Consider the following 25,313-nt stretch of genomic DNA (forward strand, 5'->3'; position numbering starts at 1 on the left):
GCGTGCAACCCCACGCAAGGGCCGCGCCAGTGCAAATCATAGGCGGCGTATGCAATAGCCCCAAGGCTAAGCCGAAGGTCTACCCATTTCGGGTAATGGACACCCGCATCCGCGCGCATCACCATGCGACGCGCGGCGACCACAGCCGCCCGAGGAGCTGCGATGCACATCCTGATGAGCAAGGGAAGCGTTGGCGACGATGTGGAGCGGCTGCGCCGCGCACTCGCGAACGCGCTGGGCGGCGACGCGGAGCTCTTCCCCTCGCTGAAGAAATCGAACACCCCGATCGACGAGGACTTCGATGCCGCGATACGGCGCTGGCAGGCCGGCGTCGGCCTCATCGGCGACGGCGTGGTCGGCCCGCGATGCCAGCTGCTGCTCGACCTCCTCGCGCTGGACGCGAACAGGTTCGAGCTGGCGCTCAACGTGGGCAGTGTGAGTCGTCTTTTCCCCGCCACCAAGCCGGCCAACATCGCGCGCTACCTGCCCTACATCGAAGCGGCGCTCGGCGTTGCCGAGCTCACCGACCGCCCGATGATCCTGGGCGCGCTCGGCACCATCCGCGCCGAGACCGAGGGCTTCGTGCCGATCGCGGAGGCGCCGTCGAAATACAACACGCCGCCCGGTGGTCCGCCCTTCAGCAAGTACGACACGCGCGGCGACCTGGGCAACAGCCAGGCCGGCGACGGCGAGCGCTACCGCGGCCGCGGCTTCGTCCAGCTCACCGGCAAGGACAACTACACGAAATACGGCAAGCGCATCGGCGTACCGCTGGACACCAGTCCCGACAGGGCCAACGCGCCCGAGGTCGCCGCGGTGCTGCTCGCGCTGTTCCTGGCCGACCGGGCGACCAAGTTCCGCCAGGCGATCAGGAACGACGGCATCGACGGCAAGGACGGCCTGGCGGAAGCCCGCAAGCTGGTGAACGGCGGCGCGCACGGGCTCGATCGCTTCAGGGACGTGTTCGAGCGCGCAAAGACCGTCTGGCCGCCGGTGCGCGCGGGCGCCGGCGGCGCCAGGCGAGGCGCTGCAGCCTCTGCGCCGGCCGAGCCGCAGCCGGCCGAGCGCCGCTCGACCGATTCGCTCACGCGCAAGGACGCGGCCGACCTGCGCGACCGCCTCTACCACCCGCCCGCGATCAGCCTGCCGGATGAATTCCCGCCGGTGAAGGAAATGCGCGAGTACCTGCCGGCCTACACCAAGGCCGGCCTGATCCTCGACCAGGGCCGCGAAGGGGCGTGCACCGGCTTCGGCCTGAGCTGCGTCATCAACTACCTGCGCTGGGTCAAGGCCGGGCTGCCGGCGCAGATGGCCTCGGTGAGCCCGCGCATGCTCTACACGCTGGCGCGCCGGCACGACGAATACGAAGGCGAGAACTACGAGGGCTCGAGCTGCCGCGGGGCGCTCAAGGGCTGGTTCAACCACGGCGTCTGCCTGGAGCCGGACTGGCCTTACCTGCCGGAGAAATCGAATCCGGCAAAGTACGGCTTCGCGACGCGGGCCGTGCAGAACACCCTCGGCGTCTACTATCGCATCGACACCAGCTCGATCACCGACATGCAGGCTGCGATCGCGCAGCACCGCGCGGTCTTCGTCTCCGCCTTCACGCACTCCGGCTGGGACGCGCTGCCGCACTCGGCCGCACCGAAAGTCCATGCCGACCTGCCGGTCATTGCCTTCGATGGCCGGCGCTCCGAAACAGGCGGCCATGCCTTCGCGCTGATCGGCTTCAATGCGCAAGGCTTCATCCTGCAGAACTCCTGGGGCGACAAGTGGGGTGCCGGCGGCTTCGCCGTGCTCAGCTATCTCGACTGGCTGGCCAATGCGATGGACGCCTGGGTCGCCTCGCTCGGCGTGCCGGGCGTGATCGCCGGCCGGCTGGCGGTGGCCGGCACCGGCAGCGGCGCCGCCGCCGGCATCTCGACCGCCGACCGCAGCAAGTGGTGGGACACCGCGCTGGCCTACCAGCACAGCATCGTGCTCGGCAACGACGGCCGCGTGAGCCGCTACCTGACGGAAGACGAGCAGCCGCGCAAGTTGCAGCAGCAGGCCTACGTGCTGCCGGACGAGTGGTTCCGCAAGCAGGCAGGCGAGCGCAAGCGCCTGGTGCTCTATGTGCACGGCGGACTCAACAACGAGGACGAGGCGATCAAGCGCGCCGGCGCCATGGGCCGCTACTTCATCGGCAACGGCTGCTATCCGCTGTTCCTGGTCTGGAAGACCGGCCTCTTCGAATCCATCCGCAACATCCTTTCGGAACGCATCCGCAGCCAGCCGCAGCCGGCCGGCGCCGGCATCGGCGAATGGATCAGCGACCGGACCGACCCGTTCGTCGAGAAGAGCATCGGGCGGCCCTTCGCGCGCCCGCTCTGGGCCGAGATGAAGGAGAACGCCGAGATGGCCTTCGCGGAGCGCCGCGGCGGCGATCTGCTGCTCGATGCGATCCAGTCGCTCGCCGGCAGCTGGGGCGCGCAGTTCGAGCTTCATCTGGTCGGCCATTCGGCAGGCTCGATCGCGATCGGCCACATGCTGAGCGCGCTGTCCGCGCGCCGGCGCGCCGGGCGCGACGGCGGCCTCGGGGACCGGCTCGCGTCGGTGAATCTCTATGCGCCCGCGTGCTCGGTGGCCTTCGCCAACCGCCACTACGCCTGCAGCTCGACCGTGATGGAACGCCTCCACATCGATGTGCTGTCCGACAAGATCGAACGCGAAGACAGCGTCAGTCCGGCCTACCGCAAGTCGCTCCTCTACTTCGTCTCCAATGCGCTCGAGCCCGACCTGCACACGCCGATCCTGGGCCTGGACCGCATCCACGACGAGGCCTACTCCGGCTGGGACGGCTCCTCCGACACCGGCGAGGCGCTCGCGCTCTGGCGCCAGGCTGCCAAGGCCGCCAGGCTCGACAGCCGCACCAAGCGGGTCAAGGACGAGCGCGTCCAGGTGGCGAAGGACGCGGCAGGCCGGCCCGTGCTGCAAGCCGCGGCGCATGGCGGCTTCGACAACGACCTCGACGTCGTCACGCGCACCCTCAAGCGCATCACGGGCGCCGAGCTCCCGTTGCCGGTGGACGATCTGCGGGGCTTCTGAGCCGCTGCTCTTAGGATCGGAGGCAAAAGGAAAAGCACCGCTTTGCCCATGACCCTCGTGATCGACACCAACATCGCCCTCGACCTGCTGGTCTTCGACGACCCCGCCTGCCTGCCGCTCGCCGCGGCCCTCGACGCCGGCGAGCTGCGCTGGCTTGCCACCGCGGCGATGCGCGAGGAATTCGAGCGCGTGCTCGGCTATCACCTGATCGCCGCGCGCCTGGCGCAGAACGGCCGCGATGCCGAGAGTGTGTTGGCGGCCTTCGACCGCCGGGTGGGGGCGGTGAGCGAGGCGCCGGCGCGCGCGCCCTGCACGTGCAGCGACCCCGACGACCAGATCTTCATTGACCTCGCGGTGGCGCACCGCGCGCGGCTCCTGAGCAAGGACCGGGCGGTGCTCGCGATGCGCAAGCGACTGGCGGCGCTGGGTGTCGAAGTGTCCGGGGTCTAGGGCAGGCCCGCTACACCTCGACGCGCGCAGCGCGGCGGCCGGCGAAGACGCGGCTCCGACATGACCGCCCTGTCAGGGCAAAAGTACTACTTTCTTCTGAACAGTTCCGGTACTTGTCGACGAGGAAAAGAGGACATCCGTCCCATGCGCTTGAGAGCGATGACCTGGATGATGGTCTTCCAATCGCCGGCATTCCCGGTGCTCTCCAAGGAAAAACATGGCGACCATGACCGGCTCCAACGGAAGCGACAGCCTCACAGGCACAGTCGACAACGACACCATCAACAGCGGCAACGGCGATGACAGCGTCGATGGCGGCAGCGGGAATGATTCGCTGAATGGCGGAGCGGGAGGCGACACCCTCGATGGCGGCAGTGGCAGCGATCAGCTCAACGGGGGCTCGGGGAGCGACACGCTGATCTACAACGTGAGCGAAAACCTCGCAGCGGGCACGAAGGACGTGTACATGGGCGGGTCGGGTGTCGATACGCTTGAACTCCAGCTCACCATGGCGCAGTGGCTGGAGTCTTCCACCCAGACGCAAATTGCCGCCTACCTGGCGCATCTTTCCGCTGTCGCCAACGCCAGGACGGGTGAGGTTTCCAATGGCTCGGCCAGCGATTTCGTTTTCAGCTTCGGGTCGTCCACGCTGACGGTCCAGATGACGGAAGTCCTGAGAATCCTCGTGGACGGCATCGAACAGAATCCGGCCAACGAAGCGGTGACGGCGCTGAACGACGTCAGGACGGCGACCGAAGATGGCCCCGGGGTGCAGATCCATGTTCTGCAGAACGATCTGGTGCCCGATCTGATCAAGACCTTGGCGCTTGCCTCGGCTCCGACTCACGGAACGGCGACCCTCGTTCAGCCGGCCATGGACAGTCCATCGACGTGGTATTTCCAGTACCAGCCCCACCTGGCTGATTTTCAGTACCTGGCCGCGGGCGAGAGCGCGACCGACACCTTCACGTACGAGGTGAAGGACGCCGACGGAAGCAGCGCCCTGGCGACGGTGACCATCACCATCACCGGCACCAACGACGTGCCGGCGATTGGCGGGGTAGTCAGCGGCGCGCTAAGCGAGGATGACTCGACGCCCAATCTGAGCACTAGCGGCGAGCTGACGATCGCCGATGTCGACCAAGGTCAGTCTAGCTTCACGCCCCAGGCAAGCACCGCTGGCAGCAACGGCTACGGCAGCTTCAGCTTGCTGGCCGACGGCAGCTGGAGCTACACGGCCGACAACAGCCAAGCAGCGATCCAACAGCTGGGCGCCGGCCAGTCGATCAGCGACAGCTTCACTGCCGTGTCGTCCGACGGCACAGCCAGCCAGCTCGTGACCGTGACCATCACCGGTACAAACGACGTGCCGGTGATCGGTGGCGTCGCCAGCGGCGCGGTGAGCGAGGACCACTCTACGCCCAACCTGAGCACCAGCGGTACGCTGACCATTGCCGATGTCGACCAGGGCCAGTCCAGCTTCGCGCCCCAGGCCGGTACCGCCGGCAGCAACGGCTACGGCAGCTTCAGCCTGCTGGCCGATGGCAGCTGGAGCTACACAGCCAACAACAACCAATGCGCCATTCAACAGCTGGGTGCGGGCCAGTCGATCAGCGACAGCTTCACCGCCATGTCATCCGACGGCACGGCCAGCCATCTCGTGACGGTGACGATCACTGGCACCAACGACGTGCCGCTGATTGGTGGCGTGGCCAGCGGTGCGGTAAGCGAAGACGACTCGACGACCAATCTGAGCACCGGCGGCCTGTTGACGATCGCCGATGTCGATCAAGGACAGTCCAGCTTTGCGGTCCAAGCGAACGTGGTTGGCAATAATGGCTACGGCAGCTTCAGCTTGCTGGCCGACGGCAGCTGGAGCTACGCGGCTGACAACAGCCATGCCGCGATCCAGCAACTGGGCGCGGGGCAGTCGATCAGCGACAGCTTCACTGCCGTGTCGTCCGACGGCACAGCCAACCAGCTCGTGACCGTGACCATCAATGGCACCAACGACGTGCCGGTCATCGGTGGCGTGGCCAGCAGCGCCGTAAGCGAGGATGACTCGACGCCGAACCTGAGCACCAGCGGCATGCTGACCATTGCCGATGTCGACCAGGGCCAGTCCAGCTTCGCGCCCCAGGCCGGTACCGCCGGCAGCAACGGCTACGGCAGCTTCAGCCTGCTGCCCGACGGCAGCTGGAGCTACACGGCTGACAGCAGCCAAGCAGCGATCCAGCAGTTGGGCGCGGGGGAGTCGATCAGCGACAGCTTCACCGCGTCGTCATCCGACGGTACAGCCAGCCAGCTCGTAACGGTGAGCATCACCGGCACCAACGATGTGCCGGTCATCGGCGGCGTGGCCAGCGGTGCGGTGCAAGAAGATGTCGGCGTCGTCGGCAGCAACCTTGCGACCAGTGGTGCGCTGACGATTGCCGATGTCGACCAAGGTCAGTCCAACTTCACGCCGCAGGCAAGCACTGCCGGCAGCAACGGCTATGGCAGCTTCACGCTCGCGACTGATGGCGGCTGGAGCTACACGGCCAGCAACAACCAAAGCGCAATTCAGCAATTGGGTGCGGGCCAGTCGATCAGCGACAGCTTCACTGCCGTGTCGTCCGACGGCACAGCCAGCCAGCTCGTGACGGTGACCATCACCGGTACCAACGACGTGCCGGTCATCGGTGGCGTGGACAGCGGCGCGGTAAGCGAGGACGACTCGACGCCGGACCTGAGCACCAGCGGCGTGTTGACTATTGCCGATGTCGACCAGGGCCAGTCCAGCTTCGCGCCCCAGGCCGCCACCGCCGGCAGCAACGGCTACGGCAGCTTCACGCTGGCGGCCGACGGCAGCTGGAGCTACACGGCCGACAACAGCCAAGCAGTGATCCAACAGCTGGGCGCCGGCCAGTCGATCAGCGACAGCTTCACCGCGGTGTCGTCCGACGGCACGGCGAGCCAAGTGGTGACCGTGAGCATCAGCGGCACCAACGACGTGCCGGTGATCGGCGGCGTGGCCAGCGGCGCCGTAAGCGAGGATGACTCGACGCCGAACCTGAGCACCAGCGGTACGCTGACGATTGCCGATGTCGACCAGGGCCAGTCAAGCTTCACGGCTCAGGCCGGTACTGCTGGCAGCAACGGCTATGGCAGCTTCACGCTCGCGACTGATGGCGGCTGGAGCTACACGGCCAGCAACAACCAAAGCGCGATTCAGCAATTGGGCGCGGGGCAGTCGATCAGCGACAGCTTCACTGCCGTGTCGTCCGACGGCACAGCCAGCCAGCTCGTGACCGTGACCATCACCGGCACCAACGACGTGCCGGTGATCGGTGGCGTGGCCAGCGGGGCGGTGAGTGAGGACGACTCGACGCCGAGCCTGAGCACCGGCGGCATTTTGACGATCGCCGATGTCGACCAGGGACAGTCCAGCTTCACGCCTCAGGCAAGCACGGCTGGCAGCGACGGCTACGGCAGCTTCAGCCTGCTGGTCGACGGCAGCTGGAGCTACGCGGCTGACAACAGCCAAGCAGCGATCCAGCAACTGGGCGCCGGTCAGTCGATCAGCGACAGCTTCACGGCGGTGTCGTCCGACGGTTCAGCCAGCCAGCTCGTGACGGTGACCATCACCGGTACCAACGACGTGCCTGTGATCGGCGGCGTCGCCAGCGGCGCGGTAAGCGAGGATGACTCGACACCGAACCTGAGCACCAGCGGCGCGCTGACGATTGCCGATGTCGACCAAGGTCAGTCCAGCTTCACGCCCCAGGCAAGCACCGCTGGCAGCAACGGCTACGGGAGCTTCACGCTGGCGGCTGATGGCAGCTGGAGCTATGCGGCCAACAACAACCAAAGCGCGATTCAGCAATTGGGTGTTGGGCAGTCGATCAGCGACAGCTTCACCGCGTCGTCATCCGACGGTACAGCCAGCCAGCTCGTAACGGTGAGCATCACCGGCACCAACGATGTGCCGGTCATCGGCGGCGTGGCCAGCGGTGCGGTGCAAGAAGATGTGGGCGTGGTTGGCAGCAACCTTGCGACGAGCGGTGTGCTGACCATTGCCGATGTTGATCAGGGCCAATCCAACTTCGCGCCCCAAGCAAGCACCGCCGGCAGCAACGGCTACGGCAGCTTCATGCTGGCAGCCGACGGCAGCTGGAGCTACGCGGCTGACAACAACCAAAGCGCAATTCAGCAATTGGGTGCGGGCCAGTCGATCAGCGACAGCTTCACTGCCGTGTCGTCCGACGGCACAGCCAGCCAGCTCGTGTTGGTGACCATCACCGGAACCAACGATGTGCCGGTGATCGATGGCGTGGCCAGCGCTGCGGTGAGCGAGGATGACTCGACACCGAACCTGAGCACCAGCGGTGCGCTGACGATTGCTGATGTCGATCAAGGTCAGTCCAGCTTCACGCCCCAAGCAAGCACCGCCGGCGACAACGGCTACGGGAGCTTCACGCTGGCCGCCGACGGCAGCTGGAGCTACACGGCCAGCAACGGCCAAGCGGCGATTCAGCGATTGGGTGTGGGGCAGTCGATCAGCGACAGCTTCACCGCGGTGTCGTCCGATGGCACAGCCAGCCAGCTCGTGACCGTGACCATCACCGGTACCAACGACGTGCCGGTCATCGGCGGCGTGGCCGGCGCTGCGGTGAGCGAGGACGACTCGACGCCCCATCTGAGCACCAGCAGTGTGCTGACCATTGCCGATGTCGACCAAGGCCAGTCCAACTTCACGCCGCAGGTAAGCACCGCCGGCAGCAACGGCTACGGCAGCTTCAGCTTGCTGGCTGATGGGAACTGGAGTTACACGGCTGACAACAGCCAAGCAGCGATCCAACAGCTGGGCGCCGGCCAGTCGATCAGCGACAGCTTCACCGCGGTGTCGTCCGACGGCACGGCGAGCCAAGTGGTGACCGTGAGCATCAGCGGCACCAACGATGCGCCGGTCCTGAGTGCTGCCGCGACACCGGTCCTGGCATCGGTCGCCGAGGATGCGGGCGCACCGGTTGGAGCCGTCGGCACGCTCGTGTCCAGCCTGGTGAATCTCAGCCCGCCGGCTGGCGGCCTCGACAACGTGACCGATGCGGACAACGGCGCCATCACCGGCATTGCGCTGACAGGCGTGAATAGCGCCAACGGGACCTGGTGGTACTCCACCAATGGCGGGACCGACTGGACGGCGGTCGGTGCAGTTTCGGACACCTCCGCGCTGCTGCTGGCTGCCGACACGAACACGCGGCTCTACTTCCAGGGCGATTCCGACTTCAACGGCACGGTCAGCGACGGCATCACCTTCCGCGCCTGGGATCAAAGCAGCGGCACGGCCGGCACCATGGTGAGCACCGCAGCCAGCGGGGGCAGCTCCGCATTCTCGAGCACCACCGATACGGCGAGCATCGCAGTCAGCGCGGTGAACGACAACCCGGTCGCGGCGGCCGACAGGATCATTGTCTCGAGCAATACGCTCGTCACGATGTCGGTGAACGCACTCCTCGCCAACGACACCGACATCGATGGCGCCGCCCTGGCGATCACCAGCATCGGCAGCGCTGTCGGAATCTCCGGACTGGTCCTGGACGCCGCCAACGGCACGATCAGCTTCACCAGCGGCAACACGGCGGGAGCCACGGCCGGAAGCTTCCAGTACACGGTATCGGATGGCGCCGGCGGCACGACCACGGCGACGGCGACGATCGACATCAGAGCCGTGTCCGGCGGAAATACCGCGGAGACGATCGACCTCGGCGCAACTGGCGGCACCTACCAGGCCTCCTTCATCGACGGCCGCGGCGGCGCCGACAACCTGACCGGCGGAGCGGCTGGCGATGTCTTCATCGGAGGCAGCGGCAATGGGTCCGACACGCTGATCGGCTCTGCTGGCAACGACCTGCTGATTGGCGGCGACGGCAACGACAGTCTGTCGGGCGGCGCAGGCAACGACGTGCTGCGAGGCGGCACCGGCAGCAACGACTCCATGGACGGCGGCGCCGGCAGCGAGGATCTGCTCGACTTCTCGGACGGCACCGCGGCGGTCAATTTCACGCTCGTCCAAAGTGCCGTATTGACCAGCATCGCCAATGGCACCGGAGGGCTTGGCAACAACGACAGATACCAGAACATCGAAGGCGTGATCGGCACAGCCCAGGCCGACACCCTGACCGGCAGCACCTCGAACGACATCCTGCGCGGCGGCGCCGGCAGCGACACGCTCGACGGCGCCGGCGGCGCAGGAGACCTGCTCGACTTCTCGGACGGCACGGCCGGCCTCACGTTCACGCTGACGCAAGGCAGCAGCGCGATGAGCTTCGATGCCAGCGCCGCCGGGCTCGGCACCGATAGCTACAGGAACTTCGAGGGCGTCATCGGCACGGCCTTCGCCGACACGATCGCCGGCTCGGCATCGGCCGACCAGTTGCGCGGCGGTGGCGGCAACGATGCGATCGGCGGCCTCGGCGGCGACGACCGTATCGTCGGCGGGACGGGTGCCGACACGCTCACCGGCGGCGCCGACAACGACACCTTCGTCTTCGACTCGGCGCCGAACGCCGTGGACGCCATCTCCGACTTCGACGCCTCGGGGTCGGCGGCGAGCGGCGACCTGATCGAGCTGTCGCTCGGTACCTTCACGGCCCTCTCGTCCGCGAGCGGCAGCACGCTGTCGGCGACCGAGTTCTCATCCCTGGACGGCGGCGGCGCCGGAGACGCAGTGGGCTCGGGCGTGCACGTGATCTACGACAGCGCGACCGGCAACCTGTACTACGACGCGGACGGCCTCAGCGCCGCCAACCGCACGCTGGTGGCGACGCTGACGCAGAGCAATCCGGCGGATACGTTCGACCACAACGACATCAAGGTCGGGGCGTGACTTCCTGTCGTTCGAGCCAGCCGGCGCGGGTGGCATGAAGCCTCTTTTCCAGCTTCTCAGGCGACCGCTCCTTTTCGTCGCGGGCTTCTCCTTCTTCGTCAATCTGCTGCTGCTCGCGCCCGCGCTCTTCATGCTGCAGGTATTCGACCGCGTGCTGACGAGCCAAAGCCAGGAAACGCTGCTGGTCCTCTTGCTCGGCGTGGCCGTGGCTCTTGGCCTGATGCTGATGCTGGACTACCTGCGCAGCCGCCTGCAAGGCGTCGCCGGCCATCTGGTCGCCGAGCAGTTGTCCCCGACCGTGGCCAAGGTCATGCTGGCCCGCTCGGCGCAGCGCGCGGAGCGGGCGCCGTCGGAGGGGCTGCGCGACGTCGCGGCACTGCGCAACCTTTTTTCCGCCCAGGGCTTGCTGGCACTGTTTGACACGCCCTGGGCCTTCGTCTATGTCGCCGTCATCTGGCTGGCGCATCCGCTGCTGGGCATGGCGGCCGCCGGTGCGTCGCTGCTGATGCTCGGCCTTGCCGTGGTGAACGACCGTGCGACGCGCCGCGACATCGAAGCGCTGCAAAAGGAAGCCGCCAAGGCCACGCGCTACCTCGAATCCTCGATGCAGAACGCCGAGCTGGCGCAGTCGCTCGGGATGGGCGACGCGCTGATCGGGCGCTGGCGACGACTCAACGCCGGCGTCACCGCGCTGCAGGGCCCGACCGCGCGCAAGTCGGTGGCGATGGCGGCACTCACGCGGACCACGCGCCAGGCGGTCCAGGTGCTGCTGCAGGCGCTCGGCGCCTACCTCGTCATCACGGGCGAAGGCACGCCCGGCATCCTCGTGGCCTGCACCATCCTGCTGGGCCGGGCGCTGGCGCCGGTCGAACAGGTGGTGGGGAGCTGGCGGGTGCTGGCCGAGGGGCGTCTTGCCTTCGCGCGCCTTTCCGAGCTGCTGGGCGCCGCCGAGCGCCAGCCGGGGCGCATGACGCTGCCGGCCCCGACCGGCCGCCTGCACGCGCAGGGCCTGGTGTTCCGGCCGCCGCAGAGCGAGCGGATGATCCTTGCCGGCGTGTCGCTGAGCCTGGAGCCCGGCGAGTCGCTGGCCATCACGGGCGCGAGCGGCGCCGGCAAGTCGACCCTGGTGCGCCTGTTGACCGGCCTGTGGAAGCCCAGCGCCGGCGTCGTGCGGTTGGACCACGTCGACCTCGCGCAATGGCCGCGCGAGGAACTCGGCCCGTGGCTCGGCTACGTGCCGCAGGACGTCGAGCTGTTTGCCGGCACCGTCGCCGACAACATCGCGCGGCTGGGCGAAGTCGACCCGGACAAGGTCGTGCACGCGGCCGAGCGCGCCGGCGTGCATGAGCTGATCCTGACCCTGCCGGAGGGCTACGACACCGTGATCGACGCCATGGGCGTGATGCTGTCGCCGGGCCAGCGCCAGCGCATTGCGCTGGCACGCGCGCTGTATGGAAACCCGAAGCTGCTGGTGCTGGACGAACCCAATTCCAACCTGGACGGGGCTGGCGAACTCGCGCTCGGGGAGGCGCTGAAGGCGCTGCGCGGGCAGGTCACGGTGATCGTCGTCACGCACCGCAGCACGCTGGTGCAGCACATGGACAAGCTGCTGGTTCTGGAAGCCGGTCGCGTGCTGCAGTACGGACCCGTGGCGGAGGTCATGCAGACGATCAAGCGAACGGGTCAGAACACGGGCGGCGGCCAGGTGGTGGCGATGCCGCCGCGCCCTGCGGAGAAGGTGTCATGAACAGCGCGGCGCGTGCCATCGCGGCCAACGATCCCCTGGCACTCCATGTGCGCGACGCGCGTCGCCTGACGCACTGGGGCATGGCCGTGCTTGTCTGCGGACTGCTGCCGGCAGCCGCCTGGATGAGCTTCGCGCCGCTGTCGTCGGCCGTGGTGGCACAGGCGTATGTGAAGGTCGACCTGAACCGGCGCCCGGTGCAGCATGCCGAGGGCGGCATCGTGCGCGAAGTCCTGGTGCGCGATGGCCAGCGCGTGCGGCAGGGAGAGCCCTTGCTGGTGCTGGGCGACGTGTCGGTGGATGCCGACAGGAACCGGCTGGACCATCGTGTCAAGACCGAGCGTGCGAGCCTGGCGCGACTCGACGCCGAGCAGACCATGGCGCGCGCGATCACCTTCCCGCCGGACCTGATCGAGACTGCGGCAAGCGATCCGCGCCTGGCCGAGCAGCTGGCGAAGGAACGCGCGCTGTTCGATGCACGGCGCGATGCGCTCGTGGGACAGGTGCGCTTGCTGCGTTCGCAGCGCGAAAAGGTCGCCGAAGAAATCGTCGCGCTGCGCGCGCAGATCGCGCAGGCGAGCGATTCGATCAAATTCCAGAAGAATGATCTCGAGACCAACCGGAAGCTGCTCAAGGACGGCTTCATCTCGGCCACCCGCATCGGCCAACTTGAAGGCACCGTGGCCGACTACGGCGTGAAGATCGAGGAAAGGCGAGCGGAGCTGGCGCGCGCCGAGCAGCGCACGGTCGACGCCGATCTGCGCATCCGTTCACTGGAGAGCGACTACCGCCAGCATGCGAGCGACCAGCTGAAGGTCACGGCGGCGCGGCTGTCCGAGATCGAGCAGGAGCGGCGCAAGTCGCTCGATGCGTCGGCGCGCCAGGTGATCACAGCCCCGGCCAGCGGCGAAATCATCGACCTGAAGTATTCGACGCCCGGCTCGGTGATCCCGCCGCGCGAGACGATTGCCGATGTTGTGCCGGACGACACCCGGCTGGTGACCGATGCGCGCGTTCGCACCGAGGACATTGGCCGGATCCATCGCGGCCAGGCAGCCGACATCCGGTTCACCGCATTCACGTACCGCACCACGCAGCTGGTGCGCGGCAAGGTGGTCTACGTTTCGGCCGACCGCCTGGTCGATCGCGCGACCCATGTCCCCTACTACTCGGTGCTGGTCGAGGCCGACCCGGCTTCATTGGCGACGGCAGGGGACCTGAAACTGCTGGCCGGCATGCCGGCCGAGATCTACGTCAAGGGAGACGAGCGCACGCCACTTCAATACCTGGTTGAGCCGGTCACGCAGGTGCTGCGCCGCGCCGTGCGGGAGCGTTGACGAAGAATTGCCGGCTGCCGGCGGCTCAGTTCGTCGTCGGCGGCGCGGGCAGCTCGTGGCCGTACCAGCGCGCCAGCAGCCGTGCCACCGCGCGCGAACGCTGCGTGTCCCGGCCCCAGCGCCGGCCGGCCGGCAGGTGCCGCAGCCAGCGCATGCGCCGCGCCGCCAGGGCCAGCCGCTCGCGCACTTCGTCGCTTTCATCGGCCATCGCCGCGTGCCAGCGCGCGCCGGCCGCCTGCGGCGAAGCCGCGCGCACCAGCATGGCGGTGGAGTGCAGGTAGCTGAGCCAGTCGCGCACCTGGCACTCGGCCAGCGGCAGCGTCTCGCCCGGGTCGTCCTCGAAATCGATGTAGCCGATGACGCCGTCCGGGCATTGCACGAGGTTGCGGTCGAAAGCCTGGCTCAGGTAGGCGCCATGCGCATGGACGGTGGCGATGGCGGCCAGGCCTTCGCGCCAGACCGAGAGCAGTGCGGCCGGGCCGGCGGCCGCGGCCTGGTCGAGCCGTTCCTGCAGTACCACCGGCGGCCGGCCGCTCTCGCCCAGGTCGGAGATCAGCAGGCCGTCGGGCTGCTGGGCCAGCACCGCCGGCACGCGCAGGCCGGCCGCGCCCAGCGCGCGCAGGCGCCGCGCCTCGGTCGCGATGCCGGCCTCGCCGCCCGGATTCGGCACCGGCGTCAGCACGTCCAGCCGCAGCAGGCCGGCGACCGCCGCCATCAGGTGGTAGCCCAGCTTGCCGTGGGGCGGGCCGGCCTTCTTGAGCCAGACGCGCTCGCTGCCGAGCCGGTGGCTGGCCACCGCCTTCTGCTGCTGCGGCAGCATGGTGCGCAGGAATTCCGCGTAATCGCCGGGTTCCAGCGGCGGCGTGCTCGCCTCCAGCGGCGCCGGCGCCGAAGCCGTGCCCTTGCGCGTCTGCACGCGCGTGCCGCGTTTGACAGGGTTCATGAGGTTGGCAGGCTGGCGGTCAGGCCGAGCGCGCACAGCGCAAAGGCGCTGTAACGCGCCGGAAACGGCGAAAGCGTCGGTGTTGAAATGGTGTGTCTCCCAGAGCCCTGCTGCATCATAGAGGGCTGCCGCCGCAACGCCATGACGACCATCGACCCCGTTACACCCACTTCCCGCCCCGACGACGCACCCCTCGGCCCCGACGATTTCGATGCCCTCGACCAGGCGCTCGACGCCATGCGCGAGCACGACGACGAGGTCCCGCAATGGGAGTTCTGCGAGGGCTTCATGGCCGCGCTGGTGTGCACGCGCCGGCCCATCGAGCCGGCCGAATACTGGCCGGTGCTGCTGGGCGAGGGTTTCGTGCCGGCCCAGCACATGGAGTTCGTCTGGCGCTGGAAGCGGCGCTGGCGCGAGATCGAGGCGGGGCTCGACGCCGACGTGCAGTCGCTCGACGACCAGAGGGCCTGGCAGCCCGAGGTGCTGGACACGCGCGGCGCGATCGCGGCGCTGCCCGAAGAGGAGCGCGCCGAGATGGAGGGCGAGGCCATCCCCTCCTTCGCGCAGGTCTGGGCGCTCGGCTTCATGTTCGCGGTCGAGAACTGGCCCGAGGACTGGGCCCCGCCGCGCGACAAGGAGGCGGCGCAGATGCTCGACGAGGCGCTCGACGCCATCGTCACCCTGACCGAGGACGACCGCGCCAAACCCGCGGTCTCGATGTACAGCGAGGACGGCCCGCCGAGCGTGAGCCAGCAGCGCGTGGACGATTTCGGCACCGCGATCTGGGCCGTGTACGACCTGCGCCAGCTCTGGCGCAGCATGGGGCCGCGCGTGGAGACGATGCGCAAGGAAGCGACGCCTGGCCGCAACGACCCCTGCCCCTGCGGCAGCGGCAAGAAATACAAGAAGTGCCACGGGCAATAGCTCTCCCCCAGGCTTCGCGCACTTCGTGTCGCTACGCCAACCCCCTCGCCGGGGGCAACACCAGCGGCCCGGCAAAGCCGGTTCCGCGGTGTTCCTGGAATCATGTCTGTCTCGAATGAACGTGGCGTCCGTCAGACTCCCGGAACGACGCGCCTGGGGCATGGTGCTCGCCCTGTGCACCGCCTTCGCCTTGAGCCAGGCCTACCGCACGGTGGGCGCGATCATGGCCGGGCAGCTGCAGGCGGATTTCAAGCTTTCGGCGCAGGCCCTGGGCGTTTTCTCGGGCTCTTTCCACTTCGCCTTCGGCGCGATGCAGCTCTTCATGGGCATCGGCATCGACCTGTACGGCGTGCGGCGCACGGTCCTCTCGGCCTTTCCGCTCGCCATCGTCGGCGCGGTGGTCTCGGCGCTGTCCACCGACTACCTCGTGCTGTTGGCCGGCCAGGTGCTGATCGGCGTCGGCTGCGCGCCGGCCTTCCTGGTGTGCACGGTGTTCATCGCGCGCCATTTCCCGGCCGCGCGCTTCGCCTCGGTCTCGGGCCTGGTGCTCGGCATCGGTGGCGTCGGCATGCTCGCGACCGGCACGCCGCTCGCGTGGCTGGTGCAGGCCCATTCGTGGCGCGCGGGCTTCGTCGTGCTCGGCGTGGCTTCGGTGGCGGCCTGGCTGGCGATCGCGCTGTGGGTGCGCGAGCCGGCACGCGAAGGCGCGCAGCCGAGGGAATCGGTGCCGGCGGCGCTGCACCAGTTCGGCACGCTGTTCGCGATGCCGCACACGCTGGGCATCCTGCTGCTCGGCGCCGTGACCTATGCCGCCTTCATCTCGCTGCGCGGGCTGTGGCTCGGCCCGCTCCTGATCGAGCGCCACGGCTACTCGCTGGTGCAAAGCGGCAACGTGGCGCTCGCCGTTTCCGTCATTTCGCTCGTCGGTCCGCCGCTGTTCGGCCGGTTCGACCGCGACGGCCCGGCGCGCCGCCGGCGCATCGTGTTGTGCGCGCTGGCCTATGCGGGCCTGTTCGCCGCCATCGCCTTCCTGAACGCGGCCTGGATCGACATCGCGGCCACGATGCTGATCGGCCTCGTCTCCGGCTTCATCGTCTGGCAGTACGCCGACGTGCGGCTCGCCTACCCGGCAGCGCTCACCGGCCGCGCGATGGCGGTGTTCACGATGGCGATGTTCCTCGGCGTGGCGCTGATGCAGTGGCTCACCGGGGCCGTGGCCTCGGTGGCCGCGGCCAACGGCATCGAAAGCTTCAAGGTGGTGCTGGCGACCATCGCCGCCCTGCTGGTCGCGGGCGCCGCGGCCTTCGCCTGGCTGCCGAAGCCCGCCGCGGCCTTCAGATCTTGAACGCGCGCTGCACGTCGGGCCGCACGAGCTCGGCGTACTCGCGATGCTTGCGAATCCAGCCGGCGATGAACTGGCACACCGGGATCACCTGCTTGCCCTGGGCCCGCGCCTCGTCGAGCACATGCCGCGCGATGGCCGAGCCCACGCCCTTGCCTTCGTGCTCGGGCAGCACCTCGGTGTGGGTGAACATCACCGCTTCGCTGAGCAGGTTGTATTCGCAGTAACCGGCGAGCTGGCCGTCGATGTGGGCCTCGTAGCGGTGCTGCTCGGGCTGGTTGGTGATCTTGATGTCTGCCATGGTGTTCAGGGGTTGCGGGCCAGGTAGGCGGCCAGATTCTTCGCGGCGCCGGCGCGCACCTTGTCCTTCAGCATCGGCGACCAGCCGAGCAGCAGGCCCGGCGTGCCGAGCGCCTGGCGCGACCAGGCCCAGAAATCGAAGCGGTCGCGCTGGGTGGCGATCAGGCCGGCGGGCGTGAAGGTGAAGCTGGAGTCGATCGAATTGTCGACCAGGCGGCCGGTGGCACTGAAGCGGTAATGCGCATCCCAGTGGGCGCTGCCGGTGGAGGCGTCGGCCTTCACGTCGCGCCAGCTGAGCTTCCAGACGTCGGCGCCCTTGGCGCGCGTGGCTTCGCAGAGCATCTTCCACATGCCGCCGACCTCGCGCGCGCCCTTGAGCGAGAAGGCCTCGTCGTCGAAGCGCGCATCCGGCGCGTAGCAGGCGGCCATCGCGTCGGCGTCGAGCTTCGCGAAGGCCTGGTAGAGGCGCTGGATGGTTTCTTCGTTTTGCATGGGCGGGCATCTTAGGGCCAACAGGCCCTAGCTTGCGCGAATCAGATTCACCAGCGTCTGCAGCGCATGCCGCACGGTGGCGGTGCGCACCGCGGCGCGGTCGCCGTCGAAGCGGCGGCGTTCGGTGTGCACGCGGCCTGCGACCGACCAGCCGAACCAGACCGTGCCGATCGGCTTCTCGGCCGTGCCGCCGGTGGGGCCGGCCACGCCGGTGACCGACACCGCGGCCTGCGCCTGCGAGCGCGCCAGCGCGCCCTCGGCCATCGCGCGCGCGACCGGCTCGCTGACTGCGCCGTGCGCCGCGATCAGCGCCGCGTCGATGCCCAGCAGCTCGGTCTTCGCCGCATTGGAATAGGTGACGAAGCCGCGCTCGAACCAGAGGCTGGAGCCCGAGAGCTCGGTGCAGGCGCCGGCAATCAGCCCGCCGGTGCAGCTCTCGGCGGTGGCGAGCATCCAGCCCTTTTGTTGCAGCAGTTCGGCCAGCAGCCGGGCCAGCTCCGGCGTGTCGTATTCGGATTCGTGGTTGTCCATCGCATTCACCATCCGCGCCAGGCGGCAATCACCAGCAGGGTGCAGAAGGCCGCCACCAAGTCGTCGAAGAGGATGCCGAAGCCTGCCGCGCCCCACTGAACCGCGCCCGGCGCGGCGTCGCGCTGCTTGAACAGCTTGTCGGCCCAGGCCACCGGGCCGGGCTTGGCGGCATCGAAGAAGCGAAACAGCGCGAAGGCGATCATCTGCGCCAGCAGGCCGGTCGGCATCACCAGCCACAGCACCAACCAGAAGGCGACCACCTCGTCCCACACGATGCTGCCCGGATCGGCGATGTTCATATGGCGCGCGGTCACCGTGCAGGCCCACCATCCGATCGGAAGCGAAGCGAGGATCACCCAGCCGATCGCCGGCATCGAAAGCCAGCGCTGCATGACCAGGAAGGCTGCCCAGGCCCACAGCGTGCCCACCGTGCCCGGCGCGCGGCGCGGCAGCCCCGAGCCGAAGCCGAGCGCGATCAGGTGCGCGGGGTGTGCGAACAGGAAGCGCAGCGTCGGGCGCTGCAGGGAGGGAACGGGCATGGCGCCGGATGTGGAAACAGTCTGCATCGGCCGACAGTGTCGCGCATCCGCGGCGCCTCTTCAGCGTGCAGGGGCCGTTTCGCGCACCTGTCCGCGCAGCTGGGCGACCAGCTCGTCCGCCTGTGTCGGAATGCGATCGCCGCGCCAGGCCACGTGCTGGTCGGCCCGGCACAGCACCAGGCGGTGCCGGTAGGCGCGCGGCACGTCGGCGGCGTCCACGTCGAGCACCGTGAGCGGCATGCGCACGGCGCGCGCGGCATCCTCAAGGGGCGCGACGTCGATCCTGCGGTCGAAGCGCAGCAGCGTGTAGCCCGGGCCGAAGGCGTCGTAGAGCGAGCGGCCGTCGGCCAGCCACAGGTGCGGTGCGCGGCAGCCGGGCACCGTGGAGGGCGTGAAGTCGCCCATCGAATAGGCCGGCGGCGCCTCGCCGTCGCCCGCGATGATCGGCGAGCCGGTGTAGAAGTAGCCGAAGTTGAGGCCGGCGCAGCAGAACTGCTGCACGTTGAGCGCATAGGCCTCGCGCCCGACCTCGGCGCGCAGCGCGTCGCCCTCGGCGCCGGTCGCCTCGATGCCGGCCGGCACGGCGCGGCGTGCGCGGATCATCTTCTGCGCATGGTCCATCGCGAACTGCGAGACCTGCTCGGTGATCGGCTGGCGCTCGGCCTCGTAGGCAACGAGGATGCGCTCGTCGGCCCAGCCTTGCACGCAGGCCGCGAGCAGCCACGAGAGGTTGATGGCGTCCGCAATGCCGGCGTTCATGCCGTAGCCCGCATAGGGCACCCACAGGTGGGCCGCGTCGCCGGCGATGAAGACGCGGCCCCCGCGGAAGCGGTTGGCCACGAGGCGGCGGCCGATCCAGTCTTCCTTGCTGATCACCTCGTAGCGGAAGTCGGGGCCGACGCCGAGGATCTCGCGGATCGAGCGGTCGCGGTCCACCGAATCGAACTCGGGCTCCTCGGCGTTGAGGTGGTTGTGCACCAGCCAGGTCTCGTATCCGTCGATCGCGAACACGGTGCCGCAGCGGCGCGGATTCATCGCATAGCAGGACCACGCGGGCTTGCCCGGAATCAGCCCGCGCAGCTGCGGCGCGCGGATATAGGTCGACTGCACACGTTGGATCACGGCCGTGCCTTCGAGGCTGGCGCCCATCTTCTTGCGCACGCCGGAGCTGCCGCCGTCGCAACCCACCATGTAGCGGCAGCGGATGCTGCGCGTCGCGCCAGTGTCGAGGTCGGTGGCCGTCGCAGTCACGCCTTCGTCGTCTTGCGCGAAGTCCGTGACCTGCGTGCGGTTCAACAGCGTCACGTTCGGCAGCGCGGCCGTGTGCTCGAGCAGGATCGGCTCCAGGTAGATCTGGTTGATGCGGTGCGGCGGCTCCGGCGTCGGCCACCAGGCGTCGGGGCCCTGGGTCTCGGTGTAGCGGTCGCGCCGGCACGGAATCGGGATGCGCGTGAGCTCGATGCCCGTGACGCTGGTGCGGAACACCACGTCGTTCGGGAAGTCCGCCGGCAGGCCCGCATCGCGCACCTTCTGCGCCACGCCCAGGCGGCGGAACTGCTCCATCGTGCGCGCCGAGACGTGGTTGCACTTCACGCTGGGCGGTTCGGCATAGCGGCGGATTTCGGCGATCAGCACGCGTACGCCGCGCGCGGCCAGGTCCATCGCCAGCGTCAGGCCCACCGGGCCGGCGCCGACGACGAGCACATCGGCGTTCAGGACTTCATCTTCTTTCACGTCACTCTCCGTCATTCACGGTCCTTGTTTGCGGCGCTCGCGAGGCCGGCGAAGCCAGGCCCGTTCAGGGGACACCGCGGAACCGGCTTTGCCGGGCCGCTGGTGTTGCCCCCGGTGAGGGGGTTGGCGGCCACACGAAGTGGGCAAGCCTGGGGGTGAGCCCTATTCCAGTTTGATGTTGGCGGCCTTGATGACCTTGGCCCATTTCCTGGTCTCGGCGCGGATGTAGTCATCGAAGGCCTTCGACGTGCCGGGCGCGGGCTCCACGCCGAGGTTGCGCATGGCCGTCTTCACCTGTTCGTCGTTGAGCGCCGCGTTGATCTCGGCATTGAGTCGCGCGACCACGGGCGCCGGCGTGTCGGCCGGCGCGACCACGCCGAACCAGCCGGTGGAGTCGTAGCCGGGCAGGCCGGCTTCGGCCACCGTGGGAACGTCCGGCAGCATCGGCAGGCGCTCGCGGCTCGTCACCGCGAAGGCGATCAGCTTGCCGGCCTTGATCTGCTGCAGCGCGGAGGGCAGGTCGACCACCGCCAGCGGGATCTGGCCCGCGATCGCGTCGACCGCCGCCGGCCCCGAGCCGCGGTAGGGCACCTCGACCAGCTTGACCTCGGCCATCTGGCTGAACAGCGCTGCCGACAGGTGCATGGCCGTGCCGTTGCCGCCATGGCCGATCGAGAGCTTGTCCGGCTCGGCGCGCGCCAGCGCGATCAGCTGCGCCTGCGTCTTCGCGGCGAGCGAGGGATGGCCCACGATCACGAAGGGAATGGCCGCGAGCATGCCGACCGGCTTGAAGTCCTTCAACGGGTCGAAGGGCATCTGCGCATAGAGGCTGGTATTGGCCGACAGCGCGCCGGCGGCGCCCACGCCCAGCGTGTAGCCGTCGCCCGGCGCCTTCGCCACCACGGTGAGGCCGACGTTGCCGCCGGCGCCGGGCCGGTTGTCGACCACCACCGGCTGGCCGAGCTTCTCGTTGAGCCGCGGCACCAGCATGCGCACCACCGCGTCGGCGCTGCCGCCGGGCGGGAAGGTCACGACCATGCGGATCGGCTTGTTGGGAAAGTCGCTGCCGCTTCCCTGCGCGCGCGCAGGGCCGGCGAGCAGCGCGCAGGCCGCGACCAGCGGCACCAGAACGCGGGCGAAGTTCCTCGTCATCGTTGTTCCTTCATGAATGTCTGTCTCCAGCGCGCATTGGACGGCAGCTCTATTCATTCGTAAATCAATAAATTGCGAATGAAATATGATTTCCTCTGATGAATCAGAAGTTCAGCCCCACGATCCGCCAGCTGCGTGCCTTCCTCGCGGTGCACCAGTTGCGCAAGCTGAGCGCCGCGGCCGAGAAGCTCTACGTCACGCAGTCGGCCGTGAGCATGCTGATCCGCCAGCTCGAGGAGGGCCTGGGCACGCGGCTCTTCGACCGCACCACGCGCTCGCTGCAGCCGACCGCCGCGGCCTCCGAGATGCTGCCCACGGCCGAGCGCATCCTGCGCGACGTCGATTCGCTCTCCGCCGATTTCCGCGAGCTCTCGCAGCTGCAGCGCGGCCGCGTCTGCCTGGCCATCACGCCGACGCTGGCTTCCTTTTTGATGCCGGCGGCGATCCGGCGTTTCGGCGAGGCGCATCCGCAGGTGCGCATCGTGGTGGACGACTGCGCGCCCGACCAGTTCGTCTCGCGCATCATCGGTGAGCACGTGGACTTCGGCATCGGCACGCCCGAGCGTCCGGGCGCCGAGGTCGAGACCCAGACGCTGCTGCGCGACCACCTGGCGCTGGTCTGCACGCGCGACCATGCGCTGGCGTCGGCGAAGAAGGCGGTGCGCTGGGTGGATCTCGGCGGCCACCCGCTGATCACGGTGCGCCCCGGCTACGGCATCCGCCCGCTGATCGACGGCACGGCCGCGCAGGCCGGCGTGGTGCTCAACGTGGTCAATGAAGTCTCGTTCCTGTCGACGGCGCTCTGGATGACGGCCAGCGGCATGGGCGCGTCGATCATGCCCTCGGCCTTCGCCAAGGCAGCGGGCGATCCGGCGCTGGTCGTGCGGCCCATCACCGCGCCGCGCGTGTCGCGCGACATCTCGGTCGTGACCAAGCGCGGGCGCTCGCTGTCGGCGGCGAGCCGCAGCTTCATCGAGACCTTGCGGCGTGCGCTGAAAGAGGGTTGATCAGGCCGGCTGGAAGTGCTGCCGGATGCGCTGGGCCACGCCCTTGGGATTGCGGCGCAGCGTGTCGGTGGAACAGGAGCCCAGGAACATGCCCTCGAGATTGAGTTCCACGCGCGAAAAATAGGTGCCCAGCGAGGCGCCGGCGTCGAACAGGCAGTTCTCCAGCGAATCGAAGGCGCCGCTGCCGCTCTTGTCCTGCCCATCGCTGCCTAGAGCACTGATGCGGTAGCCATAGGCGTCCGATCCGATGCGGTGGATTTCGATGAGAGGTTTCATTCGGGGGAAGAGGCGGGTTTGTGAACTTTTGGCTATGGATGGTCGCCGCAACGCGCTGGCGGGTAAATAGTCCATTTGGACCGGGCGAAGGCCCGCCGTACTGACGCAGAATGATCGCGCTTTTCGAGATTGCCTCGCCTTCATGCTGCCGCCCAGAATTCTTCTCATCGACGACCACGCGCTGTTCCGCTGCGGACTGCGCATGGTGCTGGCCGCGGGCATCGCCGACGTGGAAGTGGCAGAGGCGGCCTCCCTCGAGGAGGCGATGCGCGCGCCGATGGAGAACCCGGCGCTGGTCCTGCTGGACATCCAGCTGCACGGGCTCAACGGCCTGGAAGGCATCGCGCTGGTCAAGCGCAGGTGGCCGGAGGCGGCGGTGGTCATCCTTTCTTCCGACTTCGCGCACCACAACATCCGGCTCGCCCTGGAGCGCGGCGCGCTCGCCTTCGTGTCCAAGGCCGAACCGGCCGACAAGATCCTCGCCGTGATCGATCAGCTGCGGCGAGGCCTGCCGGTCGCGGCCGCATCCTCCGCGCTCGTGCCGGCCGGCGAAGGCGATGGCTCGCGCCAGCTTCTGACACCGCGCCAGAGCGAGGTGCTCGACCTGATGTGCCAGGGGCTCTCGAACAAGGTGATCGGGCGCCGGCTCAACCTCTCGGAGAACACGGTGCGCGGCCACGTGCAGGCGGTGCTGGCGGCGCTGCAGGTGTCGAGCCGGTCGGAAGCCGGCTTCGCGGCGCGGCGCCGGGGCCTGGTCGCCTGATGACAGAGCGCTCCCGCCTGCCCGAGGAGCGCATGCTGGTCGAGCAGCTGCGGCTGCAGCTGGGCAATATCGGCAGTTCGGTCATTCCGACCATCCTGGTCGCGCTGCTGCTGGTGTGGGTGCTCTCCAACGAGCGCAACGCAGTGGCCTTGCGCGCCTGGTGCGTCGTCATCGTGGTGCTGAAGCTGTACCTCGCGTGGGAGGCGCGGCGCTGGCTGGCTTCCGAGATCAGTCCTGAGCGCGCACGCCGGCTGCTGCGGCGCAAGATGGTGCTCAATGCGATCGACGGCGTGACCTGGGGCGCGCTGGCCTGGGCCGCGCTGGGCACCACCACGGTCGCCGGCAGCATCCTGGTGGTGGCCGTGCTGGCCGGCGTGGCGGGCAGCTCGATGTCTTCCCTGGCGCCGATCCTGCCGGTGTTCATCGTCTTCGGCGCCGCCGAGCTGATCGTGCTCGGCGCGAAGCTGTGGACCATGGACGATCCGGCCTACGACGCGCTGGGCGTGGCCGCAATCCTCTACACGGCGGCCCTGCTGGGCCAGGCGCGCAACGGCTCGCGGGCGGCGCGCGCCGCGATCGGCCTGCGCTTCGAGAACCTCGAACTCATCGAGCGCCTGCGCGTCGAGACCGAGCATGCGCAGGCGGCGCACCGCGCGGCCGAGGAAGCCAACCTCGCCAAGTCCAGGTTCCTCGCCGCCGCCAGCCATGACCTGCGCCAGCCGATCCATGCGCAGGGCCTGTTCCTCGAAGTGCTGGCGCGCAGCAAGCTCTCGGCCGGCCAGCACGACGCGCTGGCCAATGCGCGCGCCACCTGGCAGGCCTCGGCCGAGATGCTCGACACCCTGCTCGACTTCTCGCGCATCGAGGCCGGCGTGGTCGAGCCGCAGATGCAGTCCTTCCATCTGCAGCCCCTCTTCAACAAGATCGAGAACGAGCTCGCGCCGCAGGCCGATGCCAAGGGCATCGTCTACCGCTCGCGCGAAACCGATGCGGCAGTCCACGCGGACCCCGCGCTGGTGGCCCTGATCCTGCGCAACCTGGTGTCGAACGCGATCCGCTACACCGAGCGCGGCGGCGTGCTGGTGGCCTGTCGCGCGCGCGGCGAGGCGCTGCTCGTCGAGGTGTGGGACACGGGCATCGGCATCGAGCCCTCTCAGCACCAGGCGATCTTTCGCGAATTCCACCAGCTCGGAAATGCGGAGCGGGACCGGCGCAAGGGCCTCGGCCTGGGCCTGGCCATTGCCCAGGGACTGGCGCGCGCGCTCGGGCAGCAGCTCACGCTGGTTTCGAAGCCGGGGCGCGGCACCGTCTTCCGGCTCAGCCTGCCCGTCGCCCGCATCGGCGTGGTGGCCGGCAATGCCGACATCGCGCCCAGCGGGCCGAACGTGTTCGACGTGCGCGTGCTGGTGATCGACGACGACGAGTCGGTGCGCACCGGCATGCGCCAGCTGCTCGGCGCCTGGGGCTGCGAATGCGACGTGGCCGACTCCATCGAAGAGGCGCAGGCGCTCGCGCGCGCCCGTCCGCCGGGCCTGGTCATCAGCGACTACCGCCTGCGCGAGCTGCGCACCGGCGCCGAGGCGATCGCGGCGCTGCGCGCGGAGTTCGGCGCTGCGTTGCCGGCGCTCCTGATCACCGGCGACACCGCGCCGCAGCGCCTGCGCGAAGCGCGCGCCACCGGCGTGCCGCTGCTGCACAAGCCGGTGCTGCCGAGCGAGCTGTACCGCGCGATGACTTTCGTGTTGAACGGGCGCGAGCTCGATTCCTCGTTCGCGGGGCTCGACACCTCGCCGCTGGCGCTCTCGACGCGCTGAGCCTCGGCGA

The 25,313-nt window shown here is 68.7% G+C and carries 18 protein-coding genes; 10 read left to right on the forward strand and 8 right to left on the reverse strand.

Going from position 1 to position 25,313, the window contains the following annotated elements; genetic code table 11:
- Positions 1-174: 174 nt before the first annotated feature.
- The 5 genes from AC3A6B_RS04805 to AC3A6B_RS04825 all read left to right on the forward strand — a co-directional run bounded on the left by AC3A6B_RS04805 (position 175) and on the right by AC3A6B_RS04825 (position 13,486).
- Positions 175-3,087, forward strand: a complete 2,913-nt coding sequence (locus tag AC3A6B_RS04805) for a C1 family peptidase (RefSeq protein WP_487835616.1) — start codon at positions 175-177, stop codon at positions 3,085-3,087.
- Between the two features lie 48 nt (positions 3,088-3,135).
- Positions 3,136-3,537 carry a PIN domain-containing protein gene (locus AC3A6B_RS04810; protein ID WP_487835617.1) on the forward strand — a complete coding sequence of 134 codons (402 nt, stop codon included), beginning with the start codon at positions 3,136-3,138 and terminating at the stop codon, positions 3,535-3,537.
- Positions 3,538-3,754: 217 nt separating this feature from the next.
- Complete coding sequence (locus AC3A6B_RS04815; RefSeq protein WP_487835618.1) at positions 3,755-10,405, forward strand: VCBS domain-containing protein; 6,651 nt, start codon at positions 3,755-3,757, stop codon at positions 10,403-10,405.
- A 34-nt stretch (positions 10,406-10,439) separates the two neighbouring features.
- Positions 10,440-12,152, forward strand: coding sequence for a type I secretion system permease/ATPase (locus tag AC3A6B_RS04820; protein ID WP_487835619.1), 1,713 nt, complete (start codon positions 10,440-10,442; stop codon positions 12,150-12,152).
- Positions 12,149-13,486, forward strand: coding sequence for an HlyD family type I secretion periplasmic adaptor subunit (locus AC3A6B_RS04825; RefSeq protein ID WP_487835620.1), 1,338 nt, complete (start codon positions 12,149-12,151; stop codon positions 13,484-13,486). Before AC3A6B_RS04820 ends, AC3A6B_RS04825 begins: the two co-directional genes overlap by 4 nt.
- Before the next feature lie 25 nt (positions 13,487-13,511).
- On the opposite strand, the gene AC3A6B_RS04830 is transcribed toward AC3A6B_RS04825, so the two are convergent.
- Positions 13,512-14,429: a BUD32 family EKC/KEOPS complex subunit gene (locus AC3A6B_RS04830; RefSeq protein ID WP_487835621.1), complete on the reverse strand. Its 918-nt coding sequence runs from the start codon at positions 14,427-14,429 to the stop codon at positions 13,512-13,514.
- 141 nt (positions 14,430-14,570) lie between these two features.
- Here AC3A6B_RS04830 and AC3A6B_RS04835 point away from each other — a divergent pair, with 141 nt between their 5' ends.
- Together AC3A6B_RS04835 and AC3A6B_RS04840 are read left to right on the forward strand one after the other, a co-directional pair.
- A complete protein-coding gene (locus AC3A6B_RS04835; RefSeq protein ID WP_487835622.1) occupies positions 14,571-15,353 on the forward strand; it encodes a UPF0149 family protein in 783 nt (260 codons plus the stop codon).
- A gap of 160 nt (positions 15,354-15,513) precedes the next feature.
- Complete coding sequence (locus AC3A6B_RS04840; protein ID WP_487835721.1) at positions 15,514-16,698, forward strand: MFS transporter; 1,185 nt, start codon at positions 15,514-15,516, stop codon at positions 16,696-16,698.
- On the opposite strand, the gene AC3A6B_RS04845 is transcribed toward AC3A6B_RS04840, so the two are convergent.
- The 6 genes from AC3A6B_RS04845 to AC3A6B_RS04870 all read right to left on the reverse strand — a co-directional run bounded on the left by AC3A6B_RS04845 (position 16,688) and on the right by AC3A6B_RS04870 (position 21,443).
- Positions 16,688-16,996, reverse strand: coding sequence for a GNAT family N-acetyltransferase (locus AC3A6B_RS04845; RefSeq protein ID WP_487835623.1), 309 nt, complete (start codon positions 16,994-16,996; stop codon positions 16,688-16,690). The genes AC3A6B_RS04840 and AC3A6B_RS04845 overlap by 11 nt on opposite strands.
- Before the next feature lie 5 nt (positions 16,997-17,001).
- On the reverse strand, positions 17,002-17,487 hold the full coding sequence (locus AC3A6B_RS04850) for a nuclear transport factor 2 family protein (RefSeq protein WP_487835624.1): 486 nt from the start codon (positions 17,485-17,487) through the stop codon (positions 17,002-17,004).
- A gap of 27 nt (positions 17,488-17,514) precedes the next feature.
- Positions 17,515-18,030, reverse strand: coding sequence for a CinA family protein (locus AC3A6B_RS04855; protein WP_487835625.1), 516 nt, complete (start codon positions 18,028-18,030; stop codon positions 17,515-17,517).
- Positions 18,024-18,557, reverse strand: a complete 534-nt coding sequence (locus AC3A6B_RS04860; protein WP_487835626.1) for a phosphatidylglycerophosphatase A family protein — start codon at positions 18,555-18,557, stop codon at positions 18,024-18,026. The genes AC3A6B_RS04855 and AC3A6B_RS04860 overlap by 7 nt, the downstream gene beginning before the upstream one ends.
- Before the next feature lie 60 nt (positions 18,558-18,617).
- Positions 18,618-20,291, reverse strand: coding sequence for an FAD-dependent oxidoreductase (locus AC3A6B_RS04865; RefSeq protein ID WP_487835627.1), 1,674 nt, complete (start codon positions 20,289-20,291; stop codon positions 18,618-18,620).
- A 162-nt stretch (positions 20,292-20,453) separates the two neighbouring features.
- Entirely contained in the window at positions 20,454-21,443 is a 990-nt protein-coding gene (locus AC3A6B_RS04870) for a Bug family tripartite tricarboxylate transporter substrate binding protein (RefSeq protein WP_487835628.1), read from the reverse strand.
- 98 nt (positions 21,444-21,541) lie between these two features.
- On the opposite strand from AC3A6B_RS04870, the gene AC3A6B_RS04875 reads away from it, so the two are divergent.
- Positions 21,542-22,450: a LysR family transcriptional regulator gene (locus AC3A6B_RS04875; protein ID WP_487835629.1), complete on the forward strand. Its 909-nt coding sequence runs from the start codon at positions 21,542-21,544 to the stop codon at positions 22,448-22,450.
- On the opposite strand, the gene AC3A6B_RS04880 is transcribed toward AC3A6B_RS04875, so the two are convergent.
- Positions 22,451-22,726: a hypothetical protein gene (locus AC3A6B_RS04880; RefSeq protein ID WP_487835630.1), complete on the reverse strand. Its 276-nt coding sequence runs from the start codon at positions 22,724-22,726 to the stop codon at positions 22,451-22,453.
- Between the two features lie 142 nt (positions 22,727-22,868).
- Between AC3A6B_RS04880 and AC3A6B_RS04885 the strand changes: the two genes are divergently transcribed.
- A complete protein-coding gene (locus tag AC3A6B_RS04885) occupies positions 22,869-23,489 on the forward strand; it encodes a response regulator (protein WP_487835631.1) in 621 nt (206 codons plus the stop codon).
- Positions 23,489-25,303 (forward strand): ATP-binding response regulator, encoded by a 1,815-nt coding sequence (locus AC3A6B_RS04890; protein ID WP_487835632.1) that lies wholly within the window; start codon positions 23,489-23,491, stop codon positions 25,301-25,303. Before AC3A6B_RS04885 ends, AC3A6B_RS04890 begins: the two co-directional genes overlap by 1 nt.
- Positions 25,304-25,313: the final 10 nt, after the last annotated feature.

Source organism: Variovorax sp. Soil_C_33, from assembly GCF_057656935.1.